A 15,784-nucleotide genomic window follows, 5' to 3' on the forward strand; every position below is an offset into this window, starting at 1 on the left:
CTATCCGAGACCCGAGCGCTCATCGCGAACGCCGTCAGCTTCAGAATCTACGGATCCCTCAACGGGCTTCTTTGACAGCCCGACCGACCCGGCGCTGGAACGGCCCTCGAGAGCAGTGTGCACCGCGATCGACTCGTCGACATCGGCGTACCGCGGGCGCAGGCCCACGGGGCGCTGGCGACGCTCCTCGCGTTTCGCTCGCCGGGCCGCAACGATCAAGTTGAGAGCTTCGACCAGAATCGCGAACGCCATCGGCGCGTAGATGAGAGCTTTGTCGATGTAGACCCCGAATCCCTCGGCGATCAAGAAGACTCCAATGAGGAGCAAGAACGACAAGGCCAGCATTTTCACTGTTGGATGCTCGTTGACGAATGTAAAGATAAAGCGGGCCGCGAAGAGCATGATTCCGAACGACAGCACAACCACGGTGATGATGATGACGAGGTTTTCTGTCATACCGACTGCCGTGATAACGGAATCGAGCGAGAAGACGAGGTCGAGCACCAGAATCTGCGCGATGACCGACCCGAAGGTGACTGCTTTCCTGCCACCTCCAGTGCTGTGCTCTTCGTCGCCTTCCAGTTTGTGGTGTATTTCCGTGACGGCCTTGTAGACGAGGAAGAGACCACCCGCAATGAGGATGATGTCTTTCCACGAGAATCCGAGCTCACCGATGACGAAAATTTCGTCCTTCAATGTGATGATCCAGCCCGCAAACAGAACGAGAATGATTCGCATGAGCATCGCGAGGGTGAGGCCCAGGTTGCGAGCCTTCGCCTGCTGATCTTTCGGCAGTTTCGATGCGAGGATCGAAATGAAGATGACGTTGTCGACACCGAGCACAATTTCGAGAACGAAGAGTGTGAGAAAGACCGCAATGAGGTCAGGCGTAAAGGCGAAGGAGAATTCCATTCGTCAATTCTCCACTAGAGGCCCGCAATTGGGAGAGTGCGCCTGAGAAAATTAGCCCATCGCTTCGATCTGCGCGCGCAGCCCGTCAAGCGTACGCAGCACGGTAAGTGATGTGTCGAGCGGATGCTCGGGGGCTTCGGTGCGGCCATCCGCAATGTGCTGGGCAATCGCCGTCGTCTGAAAAGCGAGTCCCTCACGACCACGCAAACCCGTGCTGTCAGTGAACTCGGTGCGTTCGTGATCGCGCACGACCGCGAAACCGTTCGGCGCATAAAACGGAGTACGCACTTCAACGCGAGCACGGGTGCCGCTGATGCGGGCCTCCGTGGGGGTGTCGGCCTGCATGGTCGTGTGCAACACAGCCTGGGCACCGGTGGCGTGGTCGAGAATCATCGCCGCCTGCCCATCAACGCCGCTCGCGAGCATCCGCCCCGTTGCCACCGCTGCGCTGGGAGCGCCGAGCACGAACTGAGAGAACCAGACGGGATAGATGCCAATGTCGCGCAGCGAGCCACCGCCCATGGTCGGGTCGAACACGGGCTGGCCGGCGGGGGCGCCAAAGTTGGCCCCGAAGTCGGCGGTGACAACTTTCAGATCGCCGAGCTCCCCTTCGGCGAGCAGCTGCGCGATGATCGTCGTCTGCGGCAAGAAGCGAGTCCACATGGCTTCCATGGCGAACACGCCTGCGGCACGGGCGGCATCCACAATCACGCGAGCATCAGCGGCATCAATGCCGAGCGGCTTCTCGATGAGCACGTGCTTGCCTGCTGAAATGGCGAGCAACGCCAGCGGCCGATGAAAAACGTTCGGCGCGGCAACGTAGATGATGTCGACCTCGGGGTCGGCCACCAGCTGGTCATAGCTGCCATAGCTGCGCTCGATGCCGTGCTTCTTAGCGAACTCAGCGGCGCGGTCCGCAGAACGTGACGCGACGGCTACCACTCGCTGATCGGTGTTGGCGTGCATCGCGGCAACCCAATCGGTGGCGATACCCCCCGGGGCAAGGACACCCCAACGCAGTGTTGGGCCGCCCCGGAGCGGCGTTGCAGTGGAGTTAGGCAGAATCACGACAGTTCCATTCCCAGACAAATCGAGTCGGCGCCCCGAGCAAGTTCTGTGAAACCAAGGTGGCGGTAGAACGCGATGGCGTTGTGATTGTCTTCGCCAACCTCGAGATGGATGCCGCGCACTCCGCGAGCGCGCAGCGCCTCGAACAGTGTCTCGAGCATCGTTCGCCCGAGGCCCTGCCCTTGAGCGCGCGGCAGAAGATCGATGTGGAGGTGCGCTGGATAGTCGGCAACGACACCCGCGGGCGCTGTGACCGGAGTGTGAAGGTGCGAGATGAGTTCGTCGTCGAGCGAATCACCCGCCGTCGCGGGGTACTGGTCGCGCAATACCGGCCACCACTCACGCTCTTGCCACGCCTCAAACTGGCGCGTGTCTGCGGCGCCAAGAACGTAGCCGGCGACTCCGAGTTCGTCCGCGATCACGAATGCGAGATCGGGCGCACCGACCAAATACGGACCAACGTAAATGTGGCCAAGAAGGTCGGGATTCTCGTAGAGAGCGCTCCCATCAGCCCCGGCATCCGCTGTCTGAAGACAGACTCGGTAGGTGCCGGGAAGATCGTAGGGACCCGCAGGCCGAATCTGACTCATGGTTTCACCATATCGCCCGCGTCAACTGGTCTAGTTCAGCCGTTCCACCTTCGCAACGGAGTGGTCTAGCGAGCCTGCCCTCAACCGTGAATTTACGGGTGCAATCAGGTCATAATCTTGTATGTTTCGAGCATATTTCACCGAAATGTACCCCGGAGTGGTCTACTTCGCTCTTTACCCGGATGGTCAAAATGGACTCTAATGAGGAGGTGACAGTTGTCGAGGAAACCACCAGGCACACCTTGAGAGCACGCCTACGAGAACTCGTAGCGTCGACCGAGGTAGGCAAGAGTCTGCCTAGCGAACGCGACTTGAGCGCCCGTTGGGGCGTTGCTCGCATGACCATCCGTCGCGCCGTTGATGCTCTCGTTGCCGAGGGACTGGTCGAACGACGCCACGGTTCCGGCACCTACGTCACCCCTCAGCCCTTCGTTCGCCTGCTCGGGCTCACTTCGTTCTCTCAAGACATGCGTGACCGCGGTCTCGAACCGGGCGCCCGCCTTCTTGCTTACCGAGTGGCGCCGGCGGATGCCGCAATCTCCACTCAGCTGCACATCTCTGCTGGTGACCCTGTGGTCAGCTTCACTCGCCTGCGTTTGGGCAGTGGCGAAGCAATGGCGGTAGAAACGGTCTGGATTCCCCAAGCGCTCGTTCCCGGAATCAACGGCAGCGACCTCGGGGGTTCGCTCTACGAACTTCTGAGTAGCCGCTATCGCATCGCCCCTGGCGCCGCGAACGTGTCGATCGAGCCAGTGCTGCCTGATGAACGAGTGCGCGAGTTGCTCACCATCTCCGAAAACCAGGCCTGCCTGCGCATCCGGATGGTGGACTCTGATGCCCGCGGAAACATCATCATGATCGCCAATTGCTTCTACCGCGGCGACAAGTACCAGCTGACGGCTCAAGTTTCGGGCGGTGCTTTCTCGGCCGAACAGCCGCGGAACAACTAATGTTTCGGGTTCTGGCTGTCGACGGCGGCCAATCTGGAATTCGCCTCAAAAGCAGTGCACAACCCGGCACCGTTGAGGTCGACGGCGTAAGCCGCCTCGAGGGCGACACGCTGCGCACGGTTGCTGCCGCGATCACAAACGCCTGGATACACGGCAAGTTCGAACCCGTTGATCGGGTCGTGATGGGTCTCACTACGTCCCCGGCGGATGCCGCGTCTTCCACCCGTCTCGCTGAACTTGTCGCTGCAACGACGGGGGCCAGCGAGGTCTGGATCGCGGATGACACCGTCACCTCCCACGCGGGTGCGCTCTCCATCGAGCCCGGCGTCTCGCTCATTACCGGCACGGGAGTCGCCTGCCTCGCTGTGCGACCATCGGGAGAATCCCACGCTATTGATGGCGATGGCTATCTCTTAGGGGATGCCGGCGGCGGGTTCTGGATCGGCAGTCGCGGCATCTCTGCAGTGCTCAAGGAACTCGACGGGCGCGGACCAAGCACCACCCTGACGGCACGAGCGGCAGAACACTTCGATGGGCTCACGAATATCGCCGCACGCCTTCATAGCACCTACCGCCCGGTCAACCGCATTGCCCAGTTCGCCCGTGCCGTGCTCGCTTCGGCAACTGCGGGGGATGCCGTCGCCGACGCCATCGTGACCGCTGCGGCGCACGAACTCTTTCTCACCGCCCGCGTTGGCGTGAATTGGGTGGGCAATGATGCCCCGCTCGCCCTCGGCGGCAAACTGCTCGGCCCCAACACTCTCCTCTTCGCCCGTCTCGTCGAGCGCCTCGCCAATGAAGGCATGTCGTTTCGCCCCGCGGATGCGTCGGCTCTCGAAGGTGCACTGCTGTTGGGAACTGGCGACACCGACAATCTCTATCGCGATCTCATTTACGTGTGGAAAAAAGGAAGCCCCGAATGACTCTCACGAGCCCCCACAATCTCGATGTGCACTCCCCCGCTGCACGGTATCTCACGCAAGCGGCTCAACTCATTGGCCGATTGAGCACCGATGAAGCTCCGAACATTCGTGCGGCGTCTCGACTGGTGGCCGACGTTCTCATCAACCGGCGCATCGTTCATATCTTTGGCACCGGTCATTCCCACATGCTCGCTGAAGAGCTGTACTACCGCGCTGGCGGCTTAGTCAACGTTCAGCCGCTGCTCTTCGAAGGCCTGATGCTGCACACGAGTGCACCGCTCAGCACGTCCCTCGAGCGCCTGCCCGGGCTCGCTTCGGCACTGCTGCGCGATCACCCGATCGCTGCGAACGACGTGCTGATCGTGGCATCCAACTCCGGAAGCAACGCTGTGACTTCCGAACTCGTGCAACAGGTAATGGCTAATGGCACCCCCGTCATTGCCCTCACGAGCCTGACGCACGCGACCTCCCCCGAGGCTCGCCCCACAACGCGGCCACGACTGCACGAACTCGCCACCGTGGTGATCGACAACGGTGGCGCCGTCGGCGACGCGGCCGTTGAGATCGCCGGGTTGAGCAGCCGAGTGTCCGCCACCTCTACTGTGGTGGGAGCGGCCATTCTCAACGCGGTCATGGCCGAAGCTATTCAACTGGCAGTAGACGCCGGCGTCACCCCCGATATCTACCAGAGCGCCAACACCACAGCTGGTGATGCCAACAACCTCAAATACACCACCCCGGTAACCACACCATGAACCCACGCTCCCGAGCCGTCTCTGACTCCTCCGCTTTCGCCATTCGAGGCGTTATCGAGGGGTTCTACGGCGCGCCCTGGAGCCACGAACAACGCCTCGACCTCATCAGCTTCCTCGGCAACCGCGGCATGAACACCTTCGTGTACTCGCCCAAAGATGACCCGCTCGTTCGTCACGAATGGCGAACCCCCTACGCCGGCACCGAGCTCGCCCGCATGGCCGAACTCATCGCACGCTGTGACGACAACAACATGACCTTCATGTACTGCCTCTCCCCCGGGCTCACCATGAAGTACTCGAGCAACGCCGACATCGAGATGCTGCTCGCCAAGTTCAGCGCCGTGCGCGAATTGGGCGTCACCAGCTTTGGACTGCTGCTGGATGACATCCCGGCCCGGCTGCAACATCCGGCCGACGTGGCAGCATTCCCCGATCTCGTTACCGCTCACGAAGCCCTCATTGGGGATGTCTTTTCGCAATTCGACGCCGATACCCACCTCACGGTGTGTCCCACGCAGTATTGGGGCTACGGCGACGAGGACTACATCACTCGCCTTGGTCGCGGCATTGATCCGCGCATCGACCTCTTCTGGACTGGCCGGGCCATCTGCTCCGCCACCCTCGACCTTGCCGACGCTGCCGTCTTTGCCCGGGCAACCGGCCGCCCCGCGACCTACTGGGACAACTACCCGGTGAACGACGTCGCGATGGGCCACGAGCTCCACATCGGCCCCTACCAGGGTCGAGATCCGCACTTGCACCGCTTCTCCACGGGCATCATTGCTAACGGCATGGAGCTCTTCGAGTCATCCAAGATTCCCTTCGCCACAATCGCCGACTACTTGCGCGACCCCGAGCACTACGACGCAGAAGCCAGCTGGAAGCAAGCGATGCTGGATGTCGTTGGCCAAGACAACGTCGACGACTTCAGGCTGTTTGCTGACACGGTTCGTTCCTCGTGCCTCTCGGCCGACGATGCGCCGGTTGTGGGCGAGGCCCTCGAGCGCTTCACTTTTGAGTCGGAGTACGGTGATGCGGCCACCGCTGCCGCCGACCTGCTCGCAGTTGCCCACACCATGCTCGGTGCCGCAGACCGATTGCTCGACGGCCCAGTGGCAAACCCGCAACTCATTTCCGAGGTTCGGCCGTGGCTTGAGTCGTTCCGAGTGGGCGCGCGTGCGCTCGTGGAAATCGCAGAACTCTCCGCCACCGGTCGTCTCACCGCCGACGGTCCCTCCCGTCTTCTCCCCTACTTGCACACTCTTCGCGCAGCCCACCGTCGCGTCTTCGGCGACCTGCTCGATATGACTTTGGCTGAACTCGCTTCTGCCGAGGGCTCACCACCCGCACCTCCTGCACCTCCTGCATTACCTGTACCGTCTGCACCACACCGCACTGCATCACCCGACACTGCTTCACCTACAGCAAAGGAATGATCATGACAGTCACACGCAAGAAGTCCCTCTCTGCTGTCGCCGCCCTCAGCGCCACAGCACTGATCCTTACCGGTTGCTCCGCCGCCGGAGACAGCTCCGACGACAATGTTCTTCGCATCGCCATGGGGTCCCCCGGAGAAGCCCAGATCCGCGTCTGGGATGACGTAGCCGCACAGTACGAAGCCGCCAACCCCGACGTCACCGTCGAAATGAACTACCAAGACGACGACCTGTACCAAACCATCGGGCTTCCCAACCTGCTCAACGGCCGCAACGCTCCTGACATCTACTTTGAATGGGCTGGCGCGCGATTGGAACAGCGTGCCGCTGACGGTTTCGCTGCCGATCTCACGGACGCGGTGGAATCCGGCCCCCTCGCGGGGCTCTTCGACGACGAGGTATTCACCTCGCTCACCGTCGACGACGAGGTTGTCATGGTGCCGCACTCTGCAGACGTCACCAACGTGCTCTGGTACAACGAAGACATCTTTGCGGATGCCGGACTCACGCCTCCCACCACCTGGGCAGAACTGCTCGACACCTGTGACGCGCTCAACGCCGAGGGAATCATCCCGATCGCCTCGGGCAACAAAGACCTGTGGGCTGCCGGAAACTGGCTCGCCCACCTGACCTCACGTGTTGTGGGGGAAGACGCTTATAGCTCGGCGCTAGCGGGAGACACCGACTTCAACACCCCCGAGTGGATCGAGGCCTTCGGTTATGTCGAGGAGCTCGCCGCCCACAACTGTGTCAACGAAAGCGTCAACGCGGTTGATGACAACGAGGGCGCACAACTCTTCTTCCAGGGACAGGCAGCGATGCACGCTATCGGTTCGTGGCTCGTGAGCTGGGCGATCGATGAGGCACCCGACCTCAACTTCGACTACGTGAACCTGCCCGCAATGCCCGGTGAGGGCAACCAGGAGAGCGTCATCGGTGTTGTCACCGGTTACGTCGTCAACGCGAAGAGCACCAAGCAGGATGAGGCTGCCGAGTTCTTGGCTCTTCTCAATAGCGACGAGAACGTTCAGCAGTTCATCGGCGCCGAACTCACGCCGATGACCTTGTCGGCTGCATCGGGCGAAGACATCGACTCGCGCACCGCGTCGCTCACCGCACTGCTCGAGACCGCTCCGGCCATCGTGCTCCCGCCCGACAACGGCTACGACCTCGAGACCGCAAATGCGCTCTATGCAGCCCTTGCCGAAGTCCTGGGTGGCCAAACCTCCCCCGCGGATGCCGTTGCCGGCATCGATCAAAAATTGGGCTAACACTCTGACCCGTTAGCCTGCATGACGTGCTGGTCGTCCATCACCCGAAGGTGGACGACCAGCACTCTTTTCGAAGGATCTCCGAATGAAGCCGAACCGCGCGGTCACCCCGTATCTGTTCTTGGTGCCGGCAATGGGCGTCTTCGGGTTCGCCGTACTGTTCCCCGTCGTCATGACGTTTGCCTATAGCTTCACGGAGTGGAACGGCTACGGGGCCATGGTCTTTGTCGGTATCGACAACTATGTCAAGGCAGCCCAAGACGTGCTGTTCCGGGAATCCTTCCTGCACGTACTTATCTACATTGCCATCACGATCGTGCTTGAAGTTATAGTCGGGCTCGTGCTCGCGGGGCTCGTGAGCGTGCGCCAGCGCGGTTCTCTCTGGTTCCGGGTCGCCATCTTCACTCCCGTCATGCTTCCCATGGTTGTTGTGGCGGTGCTCTGGGCGTTCGTCTACAACAACGATTTCGGTCTGCTCAATGCCGCCCTTCAATCGTTGGGGCTCGAAGACCTCCAACGGGTCTGGCTCGGCGACACTTCGACCGCGTTAATCGCTGTGAGCGTTGTCTCTGGCTGGGTATATGCCGGTTTCTACATGACCATCTTCTACGCCGCGTTCAACCAGGTTCCCACGGAGGTCATTGAGGCCGCTCGCCTCGATGGTGCTGGCGAATGGCAGCTGTTCCGCCGCATCAAGGTTCCGATGATCCGCAACGCGATCACGGTCGCGCTCTTGCTCTGCATCACCGGCGGTTTTCAAGGCTTCGACCTGTTCTACGTTATGACGAACGGTGGCCCGTACGGTGCCACCGAAATCCCAACCACCTATCTCGTGAAGTCTGTATTCACTTTCCAGAATGTTGGCTACGGATCAGCTATGGCCGTCGTGCTGACCGTCGTCGTCGTGGGGCTTGGCTTGATCTTCACGAGAGTCAATCGCGAGAAGCCAGAGGAGGTGCGCTCATGAGTATTCAGACTCGCAACTCATCGTCAGCGCCCGCACCCGCGTCGAGGACTGGTCGCGGTATGCGCAAGCCGGCGCCTCTGCGCATCGCTGATGTTCTCTTCACCGGCGCGCTCATTCTCATCGCCGTCGTCTTCTTCTTCCCGATGCTCTGGATGGTGTTCTCCAGTTTCAAGTCGAACTCTGCGATCTTCGCGACTCCGTTTGCCCTCCCGACCGAGATCGACTTTGGCCGCTGGGTCGAGGCGTTTGAAGTCGGCCACATCGGGCAGTACGCCCTGAACAGTGTGATCGTCACGGGCGCTTCGGTGTTCGCCATCCTGCTGCTCGGTGCTGCTGCGGCGTTCTCGTTCAGCCGCTACCGCTTCCGAGGCCGTAACCTTCTGATGGGGTTACTGGCTCTCGGCTTGCTGCTTCCCCTGCAGTCGTACTTCATCGCCCAGTCCACCATGTTCACCCAACTCGCCATTACCGATACGCGGTGGGCACTCATCATCCCGTATACCGCGATGGGCTTGCCGCTCGCGGTCTACCTGCTCAAGGTCTATCTCGATGCCGTGCCCGGCGAACTATTCGAGGCCGCCCGCATCGATGGCGCTAGTGACCTTCGCATCTTCGGCTCGATCGCACTGCCGCTGCTGCGCCCGGGGCTTGCCACCGTCGCGATCTTTTCGGCACTCGCGAGCTGGAACGAGTTCTTGCTCGCCCTGCTCTACATTCAGGATGACGCGCTCAAAACAATCCCGACCGGACTCCTTGCATTCTCCAGTCGGTATGTAACCGACTATGGCTTGCTCTTCTCGGCGCTGTCGATCGTCACTTTGCCCATGATCGTGATCTACATCGTCTTCAACAAGCAGATCGTCGAGGGAATCACGGCCGGCAGCGTGAAGTAGGGCGCAGCAGGGGAGTGCTGCTTGACCGTCAGGCCTGAATAGCGGGAATGGGCTGGGCGCGCGACATGAAGCGCACCACGTTCTCGTCAACGATGATGTCACTCGGGCGAAGAGGTCGCGTGAGGTAGAGCCCTTCAAGCCTGCTGATGCGGCTCAGAGCAACATAGGTCTGGCCAGGAGCGAAAGAGCGTGGACCGAGATCCACTATCGCGCTGTCGTAGGTCTTGCCCTGCGACTTGTGGATCGTGACCGCCCAGGCCAACCGCAGCGGAAACTGGGTGAACTCGGCAACGACATCTTTGCGAAGCGCCTTGGTGCGGGCGGAGTAGGAGTATTTGAACTTCTCCCACGCGACGGGCTTCACTTCGTAGTCGCGCCCATCCACTTCGACCCAAACGGTGTCAGCGATCTTCGTGACGGTGCCGACGCTGCCATTGACCCAGCGCTGAGTGCCGCCCTCTTGAGTGTCGTTGCGCAAGAACATGACTTGCGCGCCCACCTTGAGTTCGAGTGATTCATCGGCGGGGTAGGCGCGACCGCCGAACTCTCCCGAAATCTCGGCCTTCGCCGTCAGCACCCGACCGGGGAGTCGCGCGAGCGCTGTCGCGTTGATTCGCGTGACGGTGCTGTTCGTGGTCGCCAGCGTGATCGTTCCGTCGTTGGGCGCCGGGCGTGCGCCGACCTCGTTGAGGCGGCCTGCGATTTCGGCGGTGACGCCGTTATGGCGCACGGCATTGAGCATGTATTTGAACTCATCCTCATGCTGGCGATGGATGCTCGTGAGTTCGTAGATCGTCAGGTCGGTCTGTTGCCACACGAGAGCGTCAAAGAACCAGATCGACTCGTAACGGTCTTCAAAGTAGGCACGCTCATCGGGATCACCCGGAACAGGGGCGAGTTGGTACGGATCGCCAAACAACACGACCTGCACGCCACCAAAGGGCTCTTTCTTGCGTTGGCGAGCCTGCCGAAGACTGCGGTCAATCGCGTCGAGAAGGTCAGCGTTGACCATCGAAACTTCATCGATCACGAGGGTTTCGATGGTGTTGAGCAGTTTGCGCAACTGATCGGTCTGTTCGAGCTCGTGATCCGCGATGACCCCGATCGGCAACCGGAATAGCGAATGGATGGTCTGGCCACCCACATTGAGCGCCGCAACACCGGTCGGAGCGCAGATCACAATCTGCTTCGACGTGTTGTGTGCGAGGTGATTGAGCAGTGTCGATTTACCCGTGCCTGCACGCCCCGTTACGAAGAGATTTTCGCGCGTCGTCTCGATCGCAGCAAAGACGGCTGCTTGCTCGGGCGAGAGGGTTATTTCGGACACCCAATCACCCTAATGCTGCTATCTACCGCTGCAGTGCCCGCGCGCCACAATCTGTGGTTCGTCTATCTCGCATCTCGGCGGTTTAGGATGTGTGAATGCGTCGCGAGCTTGTTACCTGGTCTATCGTGCTCGGGCTGATCATCGCTGCCTTCATCACGACGGTGCTGATCGTTAACGCGACCCTGTTCAGTTCGAGTGGCTATGTGCGCAGCTATCTCGCCGCCCTCGCTCGACACGACATGGCATCCGCTCTGCAAATCGCGGACATTGAACTAGCCGAAGACCTTGGGGCTTCCTCCGACGATGGCTCGGGCGCGACGCCCATCGACACCACCGGTGCCGGCTCCATCCTGTTGGCCGGCTCGCACGACCTCTTGCGCCCTTCGGCCCTCAGCACCATCGACGATGTCGATCTTGTCTCTCGTGAGGTCAACGCCGACGGCTCCGAAACGGTCACTTTCGTTTTCGAACTCGATGGCGATACCACCGAAACGACGTTCACCGTGCAGCGTGACGGAAGCCGTTTCGGCGTCTTTGCCGACTGGAAGTTCGTGACAGCGCCGCTCACGATCGTGCGCATCACCGTGGCCAACACTCAAGAGTTCAGCGCCAACGGTTCCGAGTTCGTCACGCCAGCGCAAGACGTTCCCGCACCGTACGTGGTGTTGACGCCGAGCAGCTTCGAAATCAGCCACTCTTCTACGTTCCTCACTGCTGACCCGATCACGGTGGCCGCGACAGAACCCGGCGGCACTGTTCGCGCTCGCCTAGAAGTTGTGGCGAATCAGGCCATGGTTGCCCAAGTGCAGCGCGAAGTGGACGCCGCGCTCGATGAGTGCGCCACCCAGGTCGTACTGTTGCCGACCGGTTGCCCGTTCGGCCAGCCCATGGCTAACCGCATCGTCACCACTCCCGAATGGAGCATGGCGAGCTATCCCGAAGTTTCGCTTGTGCCCGGCTCCGAGGCTGGCAGCTGGCTCATGCCGGCAACGGATGGCGCAGCGCACCTCACTGTCGATGTCCGCTCCATTTTCGACGGCTCGGTTTCCACCTTCGACAAAGACGTCAGCTTTGCGGCGAGTTACCTCGTCACCTTCGCGCCGGAGGACCAGTTGACCATCACGCCGCAGTACTAGTCGCCTCCAGCCGATAAACTGATGCCTCAGCGTCACGAAAGGTAGGACCGGTTGCAGTACTCCTCTACGCGGGGCCACGCCCTCGGCTCGTACACCGATGTCATCCTCGAAGGTCTTGCGAGCGACGGCGGGTTGGCCGTTCCTGGACCCCTTCCTCAGGTCGATTCCGCCCTGCTCGAGTCGTGGCGCGATCTGAACTTTGCTGAGCTTGCGACCGCGGTCATTGGCCTATTCGCGAACGACATTGCAGAAGACGATCTCGCGCGTATTTGCCGTGCCGCCTACGATCCGGCCAAGTTTTCGTCGAGTGAGATTGTGCCGGTCACCGCTCTCGGTGACGGTCTGACGCTTGTCGGTTTGTCAGAGGGTCCAACTCTTGCCTTCAAGGACATTGCCATGCAATTCCTTGGCGAGGCACTCGATTTCGCTCTCACGAAATCTGATGGCGTGCTCAACATTCTTGGTGCGACTTCTGGTGACACTGGTTCGGCCGCCGAGTATGCAATCCGCGGCCGGGAACGGCTCAGCGCTTTCATGCTGTCGCCCCTCGGTCGCATGAGCGAGTTTCAGCGGGCGCAGATGTATTCGCTGCAGGAGCCGAACATCCACAACCTTGTGGTCGACGGTGTTTTTGACGATTGCCAAGAGCTCGTCAAAGAACTGTTGAATGATCCTGAGTTTAAGCAGGCGCACAATTTGGGCGCGATGAACTCCATTAACTTTGGACGAATCTCCGCACAGATCGTCTATTACTTCTGGTCCTGGCTGCGCGTCACCGATGGCGTAGACGCGCCTGAGCGGGCTCACTTCGAGGTCTCTTTTTCTGTGCCGTCCGGCAACTTTGGCAACGTACTTTCGGGTCACTATGCGCGGATGATGGGCCTTCCCATTCGCAAGCTTGTCGTAGCGACAAACGAAAACAATGTCCTCGATGACTTTTTCAGGACCGGTATTTACCGCCCCAGAAACGCGGAAAACACGCTCGCAACGTCGAGCCCGTCCATGGATGTCTCTAAAGCATCCAACCTGGAGCGTTTCATCTTCGACCTACTCGGCAACGACGGAGAACGACTTCGCGCCCTCTGGCAGCAACTCGGCGACGACGGTTTTGTCGACCTCACCTCGCAGCAGTCGCGGTTCCGCGAAGAGTTCGGCATCGTGAGCGGCACGAGCACCCACCAGGATCGCATCAACACAATCCGGTCAGTCTTCGAAAGCACGCAGGTGATGCTGGATCCACACACCGCCGACGGTGTCACTGTGGCCCAGGCCCACGTTGAGCCCGGTATTCCGATGCTGGTCTTGGAGACGGCAAAGCCGGCGAAGTTCCCCGACGTTATCGCTGAGGCGCTTGGCAGCATTCCCACTACCGACGATGCCCACCGCACGATGCTCGACCTTCCGCAGCACCAGATTGATATGCCTGCGGATCCGAACGAATTGCGCGCGTACATCGCGGAGCACGCCCTGCACTCACGTTCCTAACCGGGAGCGTCTAGCGCTTAGCGAGCATCTCGTTGTAGGCGTCGAGTTCGGCATCCCCGTCACGGTCCGCCTTGCGGTCGTAACGCACGGATGCCCGACGATCGCTACGCGACCACATGATCGCCACGGAGATGGCGAGCGCGATGGTGGGGATCTCGCCAACGCTCCAGGCTATTCCGCCGCCGATGCGTTGGTCTTGAAGCGCGGTCACTCCGTTGTCCCAGCCCATCGCGCCGTACCAGTCGGCGAGTAGCAGTCCGGTGCCCGTCATGAGGCCTAAGCCGAAGAAGGCGTGGAAAGCCATGGTGGCGAGCAAGATGAGCAGGCGGATCGGGAACGCGGTTCGGTGTGGCGATGGGTCAATTCCGATGAGCGACTGCACGAACAGGTAACCAGAGGCCAAGAAGTGGATGATCATCCACTCGTGGCCGACATGGTCGGTGGAAGCCCAACGGAACAGCGGTGTGTAGTAGAAAACCCACAGCGAGACAACGAAAATGAGCGCTGCGACAACCGGATGCCCGATGACGGCCAGATAGCGCGAGTGCACGATCAGCAGAATCCACTCACGGGCTCCACGGCTGCCGTCAGTTCGTTTGGCGATCGCTCGCATCGCGAGCGTGACGGGTGCTCCCGGCACGAGCAGCACCGGAATCATCATGCCGAGCGTCATGTGCCCAAGCATGTGCATCGAGAACAGGTAGCCCTCGTACACGTTGACCCCACCATTGGTGATGTAGAACAGCAGCAGCATTCCCAGCACCCAGAACACGGTGCGGTAGATCGGCCACTTATCGCCGCGTTTGTGGAGGCGCCACACGCCGGCGAGGTAGAAGAAGATCGCGAAGGCGCAGATCAGCACCCAGATGAGGTCGAAGCTCCACAGCGTGAAAAGGTTGCTGGCAGAAACGGTCGGAGGCAGCGGGGAGCCGGTGAGGTAGGCCGCGGCGGAGGAGTCGGGCAAGTCTGCTGCCACGATCTCTGGAACGGGCGTCGGCGTCGCGGCTAGGGCGGCGGCGGCGCCGGAGGCCAGACCCATGAATGCGAGCTCAGCGGTGACAATCCACCAGAACCATCCGCGTTCTTTGCGGGGGCTGGCTTCGAGGCGGCCGATTGCATAGTTGCGGTACACAGCGCCAAAGAGGCCCAAGACAATGAGGGCAAACACCTTGACGAGCACGAGGATGCCGTAGGGCGACAGCAGGTTCGCCAAGTTCTCAACGCGAATTTCTGCACTCACATAGCCGGAGGCGGCCACCACAATGAAGCTCACGAGTGCGATGGTCGAGTAGCGGCGCAGCACGAGACTCAGGCGGTCTCGAGTGAGCGTGGGGCGGGCGATGGCGATCGCGAGAAGTCCGCCGAGCCAGAGGGCGGCAAAGACGAGGTGGAGGAAGATGGCGCTGGTGGCGGCGTCGTGGTCGGCGGTTCCGCCGCTGTGACCCTGCAACGCCATGGGGATAAGCCCCGCCACCGAGAGCACGAGCACGAAGACGAGGCCGCTCAGGTTGCGCACGGCGAAGCAGAGAACGGTCACAACGGCCGCTATAAGCACTGTGGCTAGCCAGGCTTGACCCAGTTCGGTCGAGGTAAGAAAGCTTGCGAGAACGTCGCCAAAGGCGCTGGAGAGGTCAATGGGCTGGTTGCGGACCGCCAAAAAGGTGAAAAACCCCGTAACGGCGGATGCCACAGCCCACACGGCCGCACCGGCGGCGGCAAAGTCGAGTGTGATGTTGAACTCGTCGCGCTTGGGGCTCATGGCAAAGACAGCGATCATGAGCCCGCCGATGGTCGCCGCAAGCCCGAGGTTCACGAAGAGCTTGGCAATCGGCAGCCCCCAGCGCACGACAGCACCAGGGTCAAGGAGGATCGGAACCGCGGCACCATCTCCGAACTGGAGACCGGCAACAACCGCAATGGCTGCAACAAGGATCAGCAGGGCGGGTCCGGCGATCCGGCTGATTCTTAGCACCCCTCAAGAGTACTCGCGGTTAAACGGGAGTTTGCCCGGCCGGGGACCCAAGCGAGCGCCCTCCTGGCCGAAAGGCGCAGGAAAAACAAAAAGGGCGAC

Annotated in this window: 14 protein-coding genes; 9 read left to right on the forward strand and 5 right to left on the reverse strand. The window is 61.0% G+C overall.

Features of this window, described 5'->3' with window-relative positions; genetic code table 11:
• From I6E56_RS08570 to I6E56_RS08580, 3 genes are read right to left on the reverse strand one after another with little or no spacing between them, the layout of a single operon-like run.
• Entirely contained in the window at positions 1-912 is a 912-nt protein-coding gene (locus tag I6E56_RS08570) for a TerC family protein (RefSeq protein WP_197137355.1), read from the reverse strand.
• Between the two features lie 51 nt (positions 913-963).
• On the reverse strand, positions 964-1,980 hold the full coding sequence (locus tag I6E56_RS08575) for a Gfo/Idh/MocA family protein (RefSeq protein ID WP_197137358.1): 1,017 nt from the start codon (positions 1,978-1,980) through the stop codon (positions 964-966).
• A complete protein-coding gene (locus tag I6E56_RS08580; RefSeq protein ID WP_197137360.1) occupies positions 1,977-2,570 on the reverse strand; it encodes an N-acetyltransferase in 594 nt (197 codons plus the stop codon). Before I6E56_RS08580 ends, I6E56_RS08575 begins: the two co-directional genes overlap by 4 nt.
• A gap of 191 nt (positions 2,571-2,761) precedes the next feature.
• On the opposite strand from I6E56_RS08580, the gene I6E56_RS08585 reads away from it, so the two are divergent.
• From I6E56_RS08585 to I6E56_RS08615, 7 genes are all read left to right on the forward strand, one after another.
• Positions 2,762-3,520, forward strand: coding sequence for a GntR family transcriptional regulator (locus I6E56_RS08585; protein ID WP_231606289.1), 759 nt, complete (start codon positions 2,762-2,764; stop codon positions 3,518-3,520).
• Positions 3,520-4,443, forward strand: a complete 924-nt coding sequence (locus tag I6E56_RS08590) for an N-acetylglucosamine kinase (protein WP_197137362.1) — start codon at positions 3,520-3,522, stop codon at positions 4,441-4,443. Before I6E56_RS08585 ends, I6E56_RS08590 begins: the two co-directional genes overlap by 1 nt.
• Positions 4,440-5,198, forward strand: coding sequence for a sugar isomerase domain-containing protein (locus I6E56_RS08595; RefSeq protein ID WP_197137364.1), 759 nt, complete (start codon positions 4,440-4,442; stop codon positions 5,196-5,198). The genes I6E56_RS08590 and I6E56_RS08595 overlap by 4 nt, the downstream gene beginning before the upstream one ends.
• Positions 5,195-6,634, forward strand: coding sequence for a protein O-GlcNAcase (locus I6E56_RS08600; protein WP_197137366.1), 1,440 nt, complete (start codon positions 5,195-5,197; stop codon positions 6,632-6,634). The genes I6E56_RS08595 and I6E56_RS08600 overlap by 4 nt, the downstream gene beginning before the upstream one ends.
• A 2-nt stretch (positions 6,635-6,636) precedes the next feature.
• The gene (locus I6E56_RS08605; RefSeq protein WP_197137368.1) at positions 6,637-7,905 is read left to right on the forward strand and encodes an ABC transporter substrate-binding protein; all 1,269 of its coding nucleotides are present in this window, start codon (positions 6,637-6,639) and stop codon (positions 7,903-7,905) included.
• Positions 7,906-7,990: 85 nt separating this feature from the next.
• Positions 7,991-8,872 (forward strand): carbohydrate ABC transporter permease, encoded by an 882-nt coding sequence (locus I6E56_RS08610; protein WP_197137370.1) that lies wholly within the window; start codon positions 7,991-7,993, stop codon positions 8,870-8,872.
• The gene (locus I6E56_RS08615; protein ID WP_231606290.1) at positions 8,869-9,765 is read left to right on the forward strand and encodes a carbohydrate ABC transporter permease; all 897 of its coding nucleotides are present in this window, start codon (positions 8,869-8,871) and stop codon (positions 9,763-9,765) included. Before I6E56_RS08610 ends, I6E56_RS08615 begins: the two co-directional genes overlap by 4 nt.
• Positions 9,766-9,793: 28 nt before the next feature.
• Here the strand turns inward: I6E56_RS08615 and I6E56_RS08620 are convergent, their stop codons facing one another.
• Entirely contained in the window at positions 9,794-11,092 is a 1,299-nt protein-coding gene (locus I6E56_RS08620) for an ATP-dependent RecD-like DNA helicase (RefSeq protein ID WP_197137372.1), read from the reverse strand.
• 95 nt (positions 11,093-11,187) lie between these two features.
• Between I6E56_RS08620 and I6E56_RS08625 the strand changes: the two genes are divergently transcribed.
• Complete coding sequence (locus I6E56_RS08625) at positions 11,188-12,228, forward strand: hypothetical protein (protein WP_197137374.1); 1,041 nt, start codon at positions 11,188-11,190, stop codon at positions 12,226-12,228.
• Positions 12,229-12,279: 51 nt separating this feature from the next.
• Entirely contained in the window at positions 12,280-13,713 is a 1,434-nt protein-coding gene (gene thrC / locus I6E56_RS08630; RefSeq protein ID WP_197137376.1) for a threonine synthase, read from the forward strand.
• A gap of 10 nt (positions 13,714-13,723) precedes the next feature.
• Here the strand turns inward: thrC and I6E56_RS08635 are convergent, their stop codons facing one another.
• Positions 13,724-15,685 carry a cytochrome c oxidase assembly protein gene (locus I6E56_RS08635; RefSeq protein WP_307842810.1) on the reverse strand — a complete coding sequence of 654 codons (1,962 nt, stop codon included), beginning with the start codon at positions 15,683-15,685 and terminating at the stop codon, positions 13,724-13,726.
• Between the last annotated feature and the right edge of the window lie 99 nt (positions 15,686-15,784).

The sequence above is a fragment of the Salinibacterium sp. NK8237 genome (assembly GCF_015864955.1).
In the GTDB taxonomy this organism is placed as follows: Bacteria; Actinomycetota; Actinomycetes; order Actinomycetales; family Microbacteriaceae; genus Rhodoglobus.

Excerpts from the sequence above, each read along its gene's own strand:
- I6E56_RS08580 (WP_197137360.1), bottom strand. The coding sequence starts at position 2,570 with ATGAGTCAGATTCGGCCTGCGGGTCCCTACGATCTTCCCGGCACCTAC.
- I6E56_RS08615 (WP_231606290.1), top strand. The coding sequence starts at position 8,869 with ATGAGTATTCAGACTCGCAACTCATCGTCAGCGCCCGCACCCGCGTCG.
- I6E56_RS08590 (WP_197137362.1), top strand. The coding sequence starts at position 3,520 with ATGTTTCGGGTTCTGGCTGTCGACGGCGGCCAATCTGGAATTCGCCTC.
- I6E56_RS08585 (WP_231606289.1), top strand. The coding sequence starts at position 2,762 with ATGGACTCTAATGAGGAGGTGACAGTTGTCGAGGAAACCACCAGGCAC.
- I6E56_RS08600 (WP_197137366.1), top strand. The coding sequence starts at position 5,195 with ATGAACCCACGCTCCCGAGCCGTCTCTGACTCCTCCGCTTTCGCCATT.
- I6E56_RS08595 (WP_197137364.1), top strand. The coding sequence starts at position 4,440 with ATGACTCTCACGAGCCCCCACAATCTCGATGTGCACTCCCCCGCTGCA.
- I6E56_RS08605 (WP_197137368.1), top strand. The coding sequence starts at position 6,637 with ATGACAGTCACACGCAAGAAGTCCCTCTCTGCTGTCGCCGCCCTCAGC.
- I6E56_RS08610 (WP_197137370.1), top strand. The coding sequence starts at position 7,991 with ATGAAGCCGAACCGCGCGGTCACCCCGTATCTGTTCTTGGTGCCGGCA.
- I6E56_RS08570 (WP_197137355.1), bottom strand. The coding sequence starts at position 912 with ATGGAATTCTCCTTCGCCTTTACGCCTGACCTCATTGCGGTCTTTCTC.
- I6E56_RS08625 (WP_197137374.1), top strand. The coding sequence starts at position 11,188 with ATGCGTCGCGAGCTTGTTACCTGGTCTATCGTGCTCGGGCTGATCATC.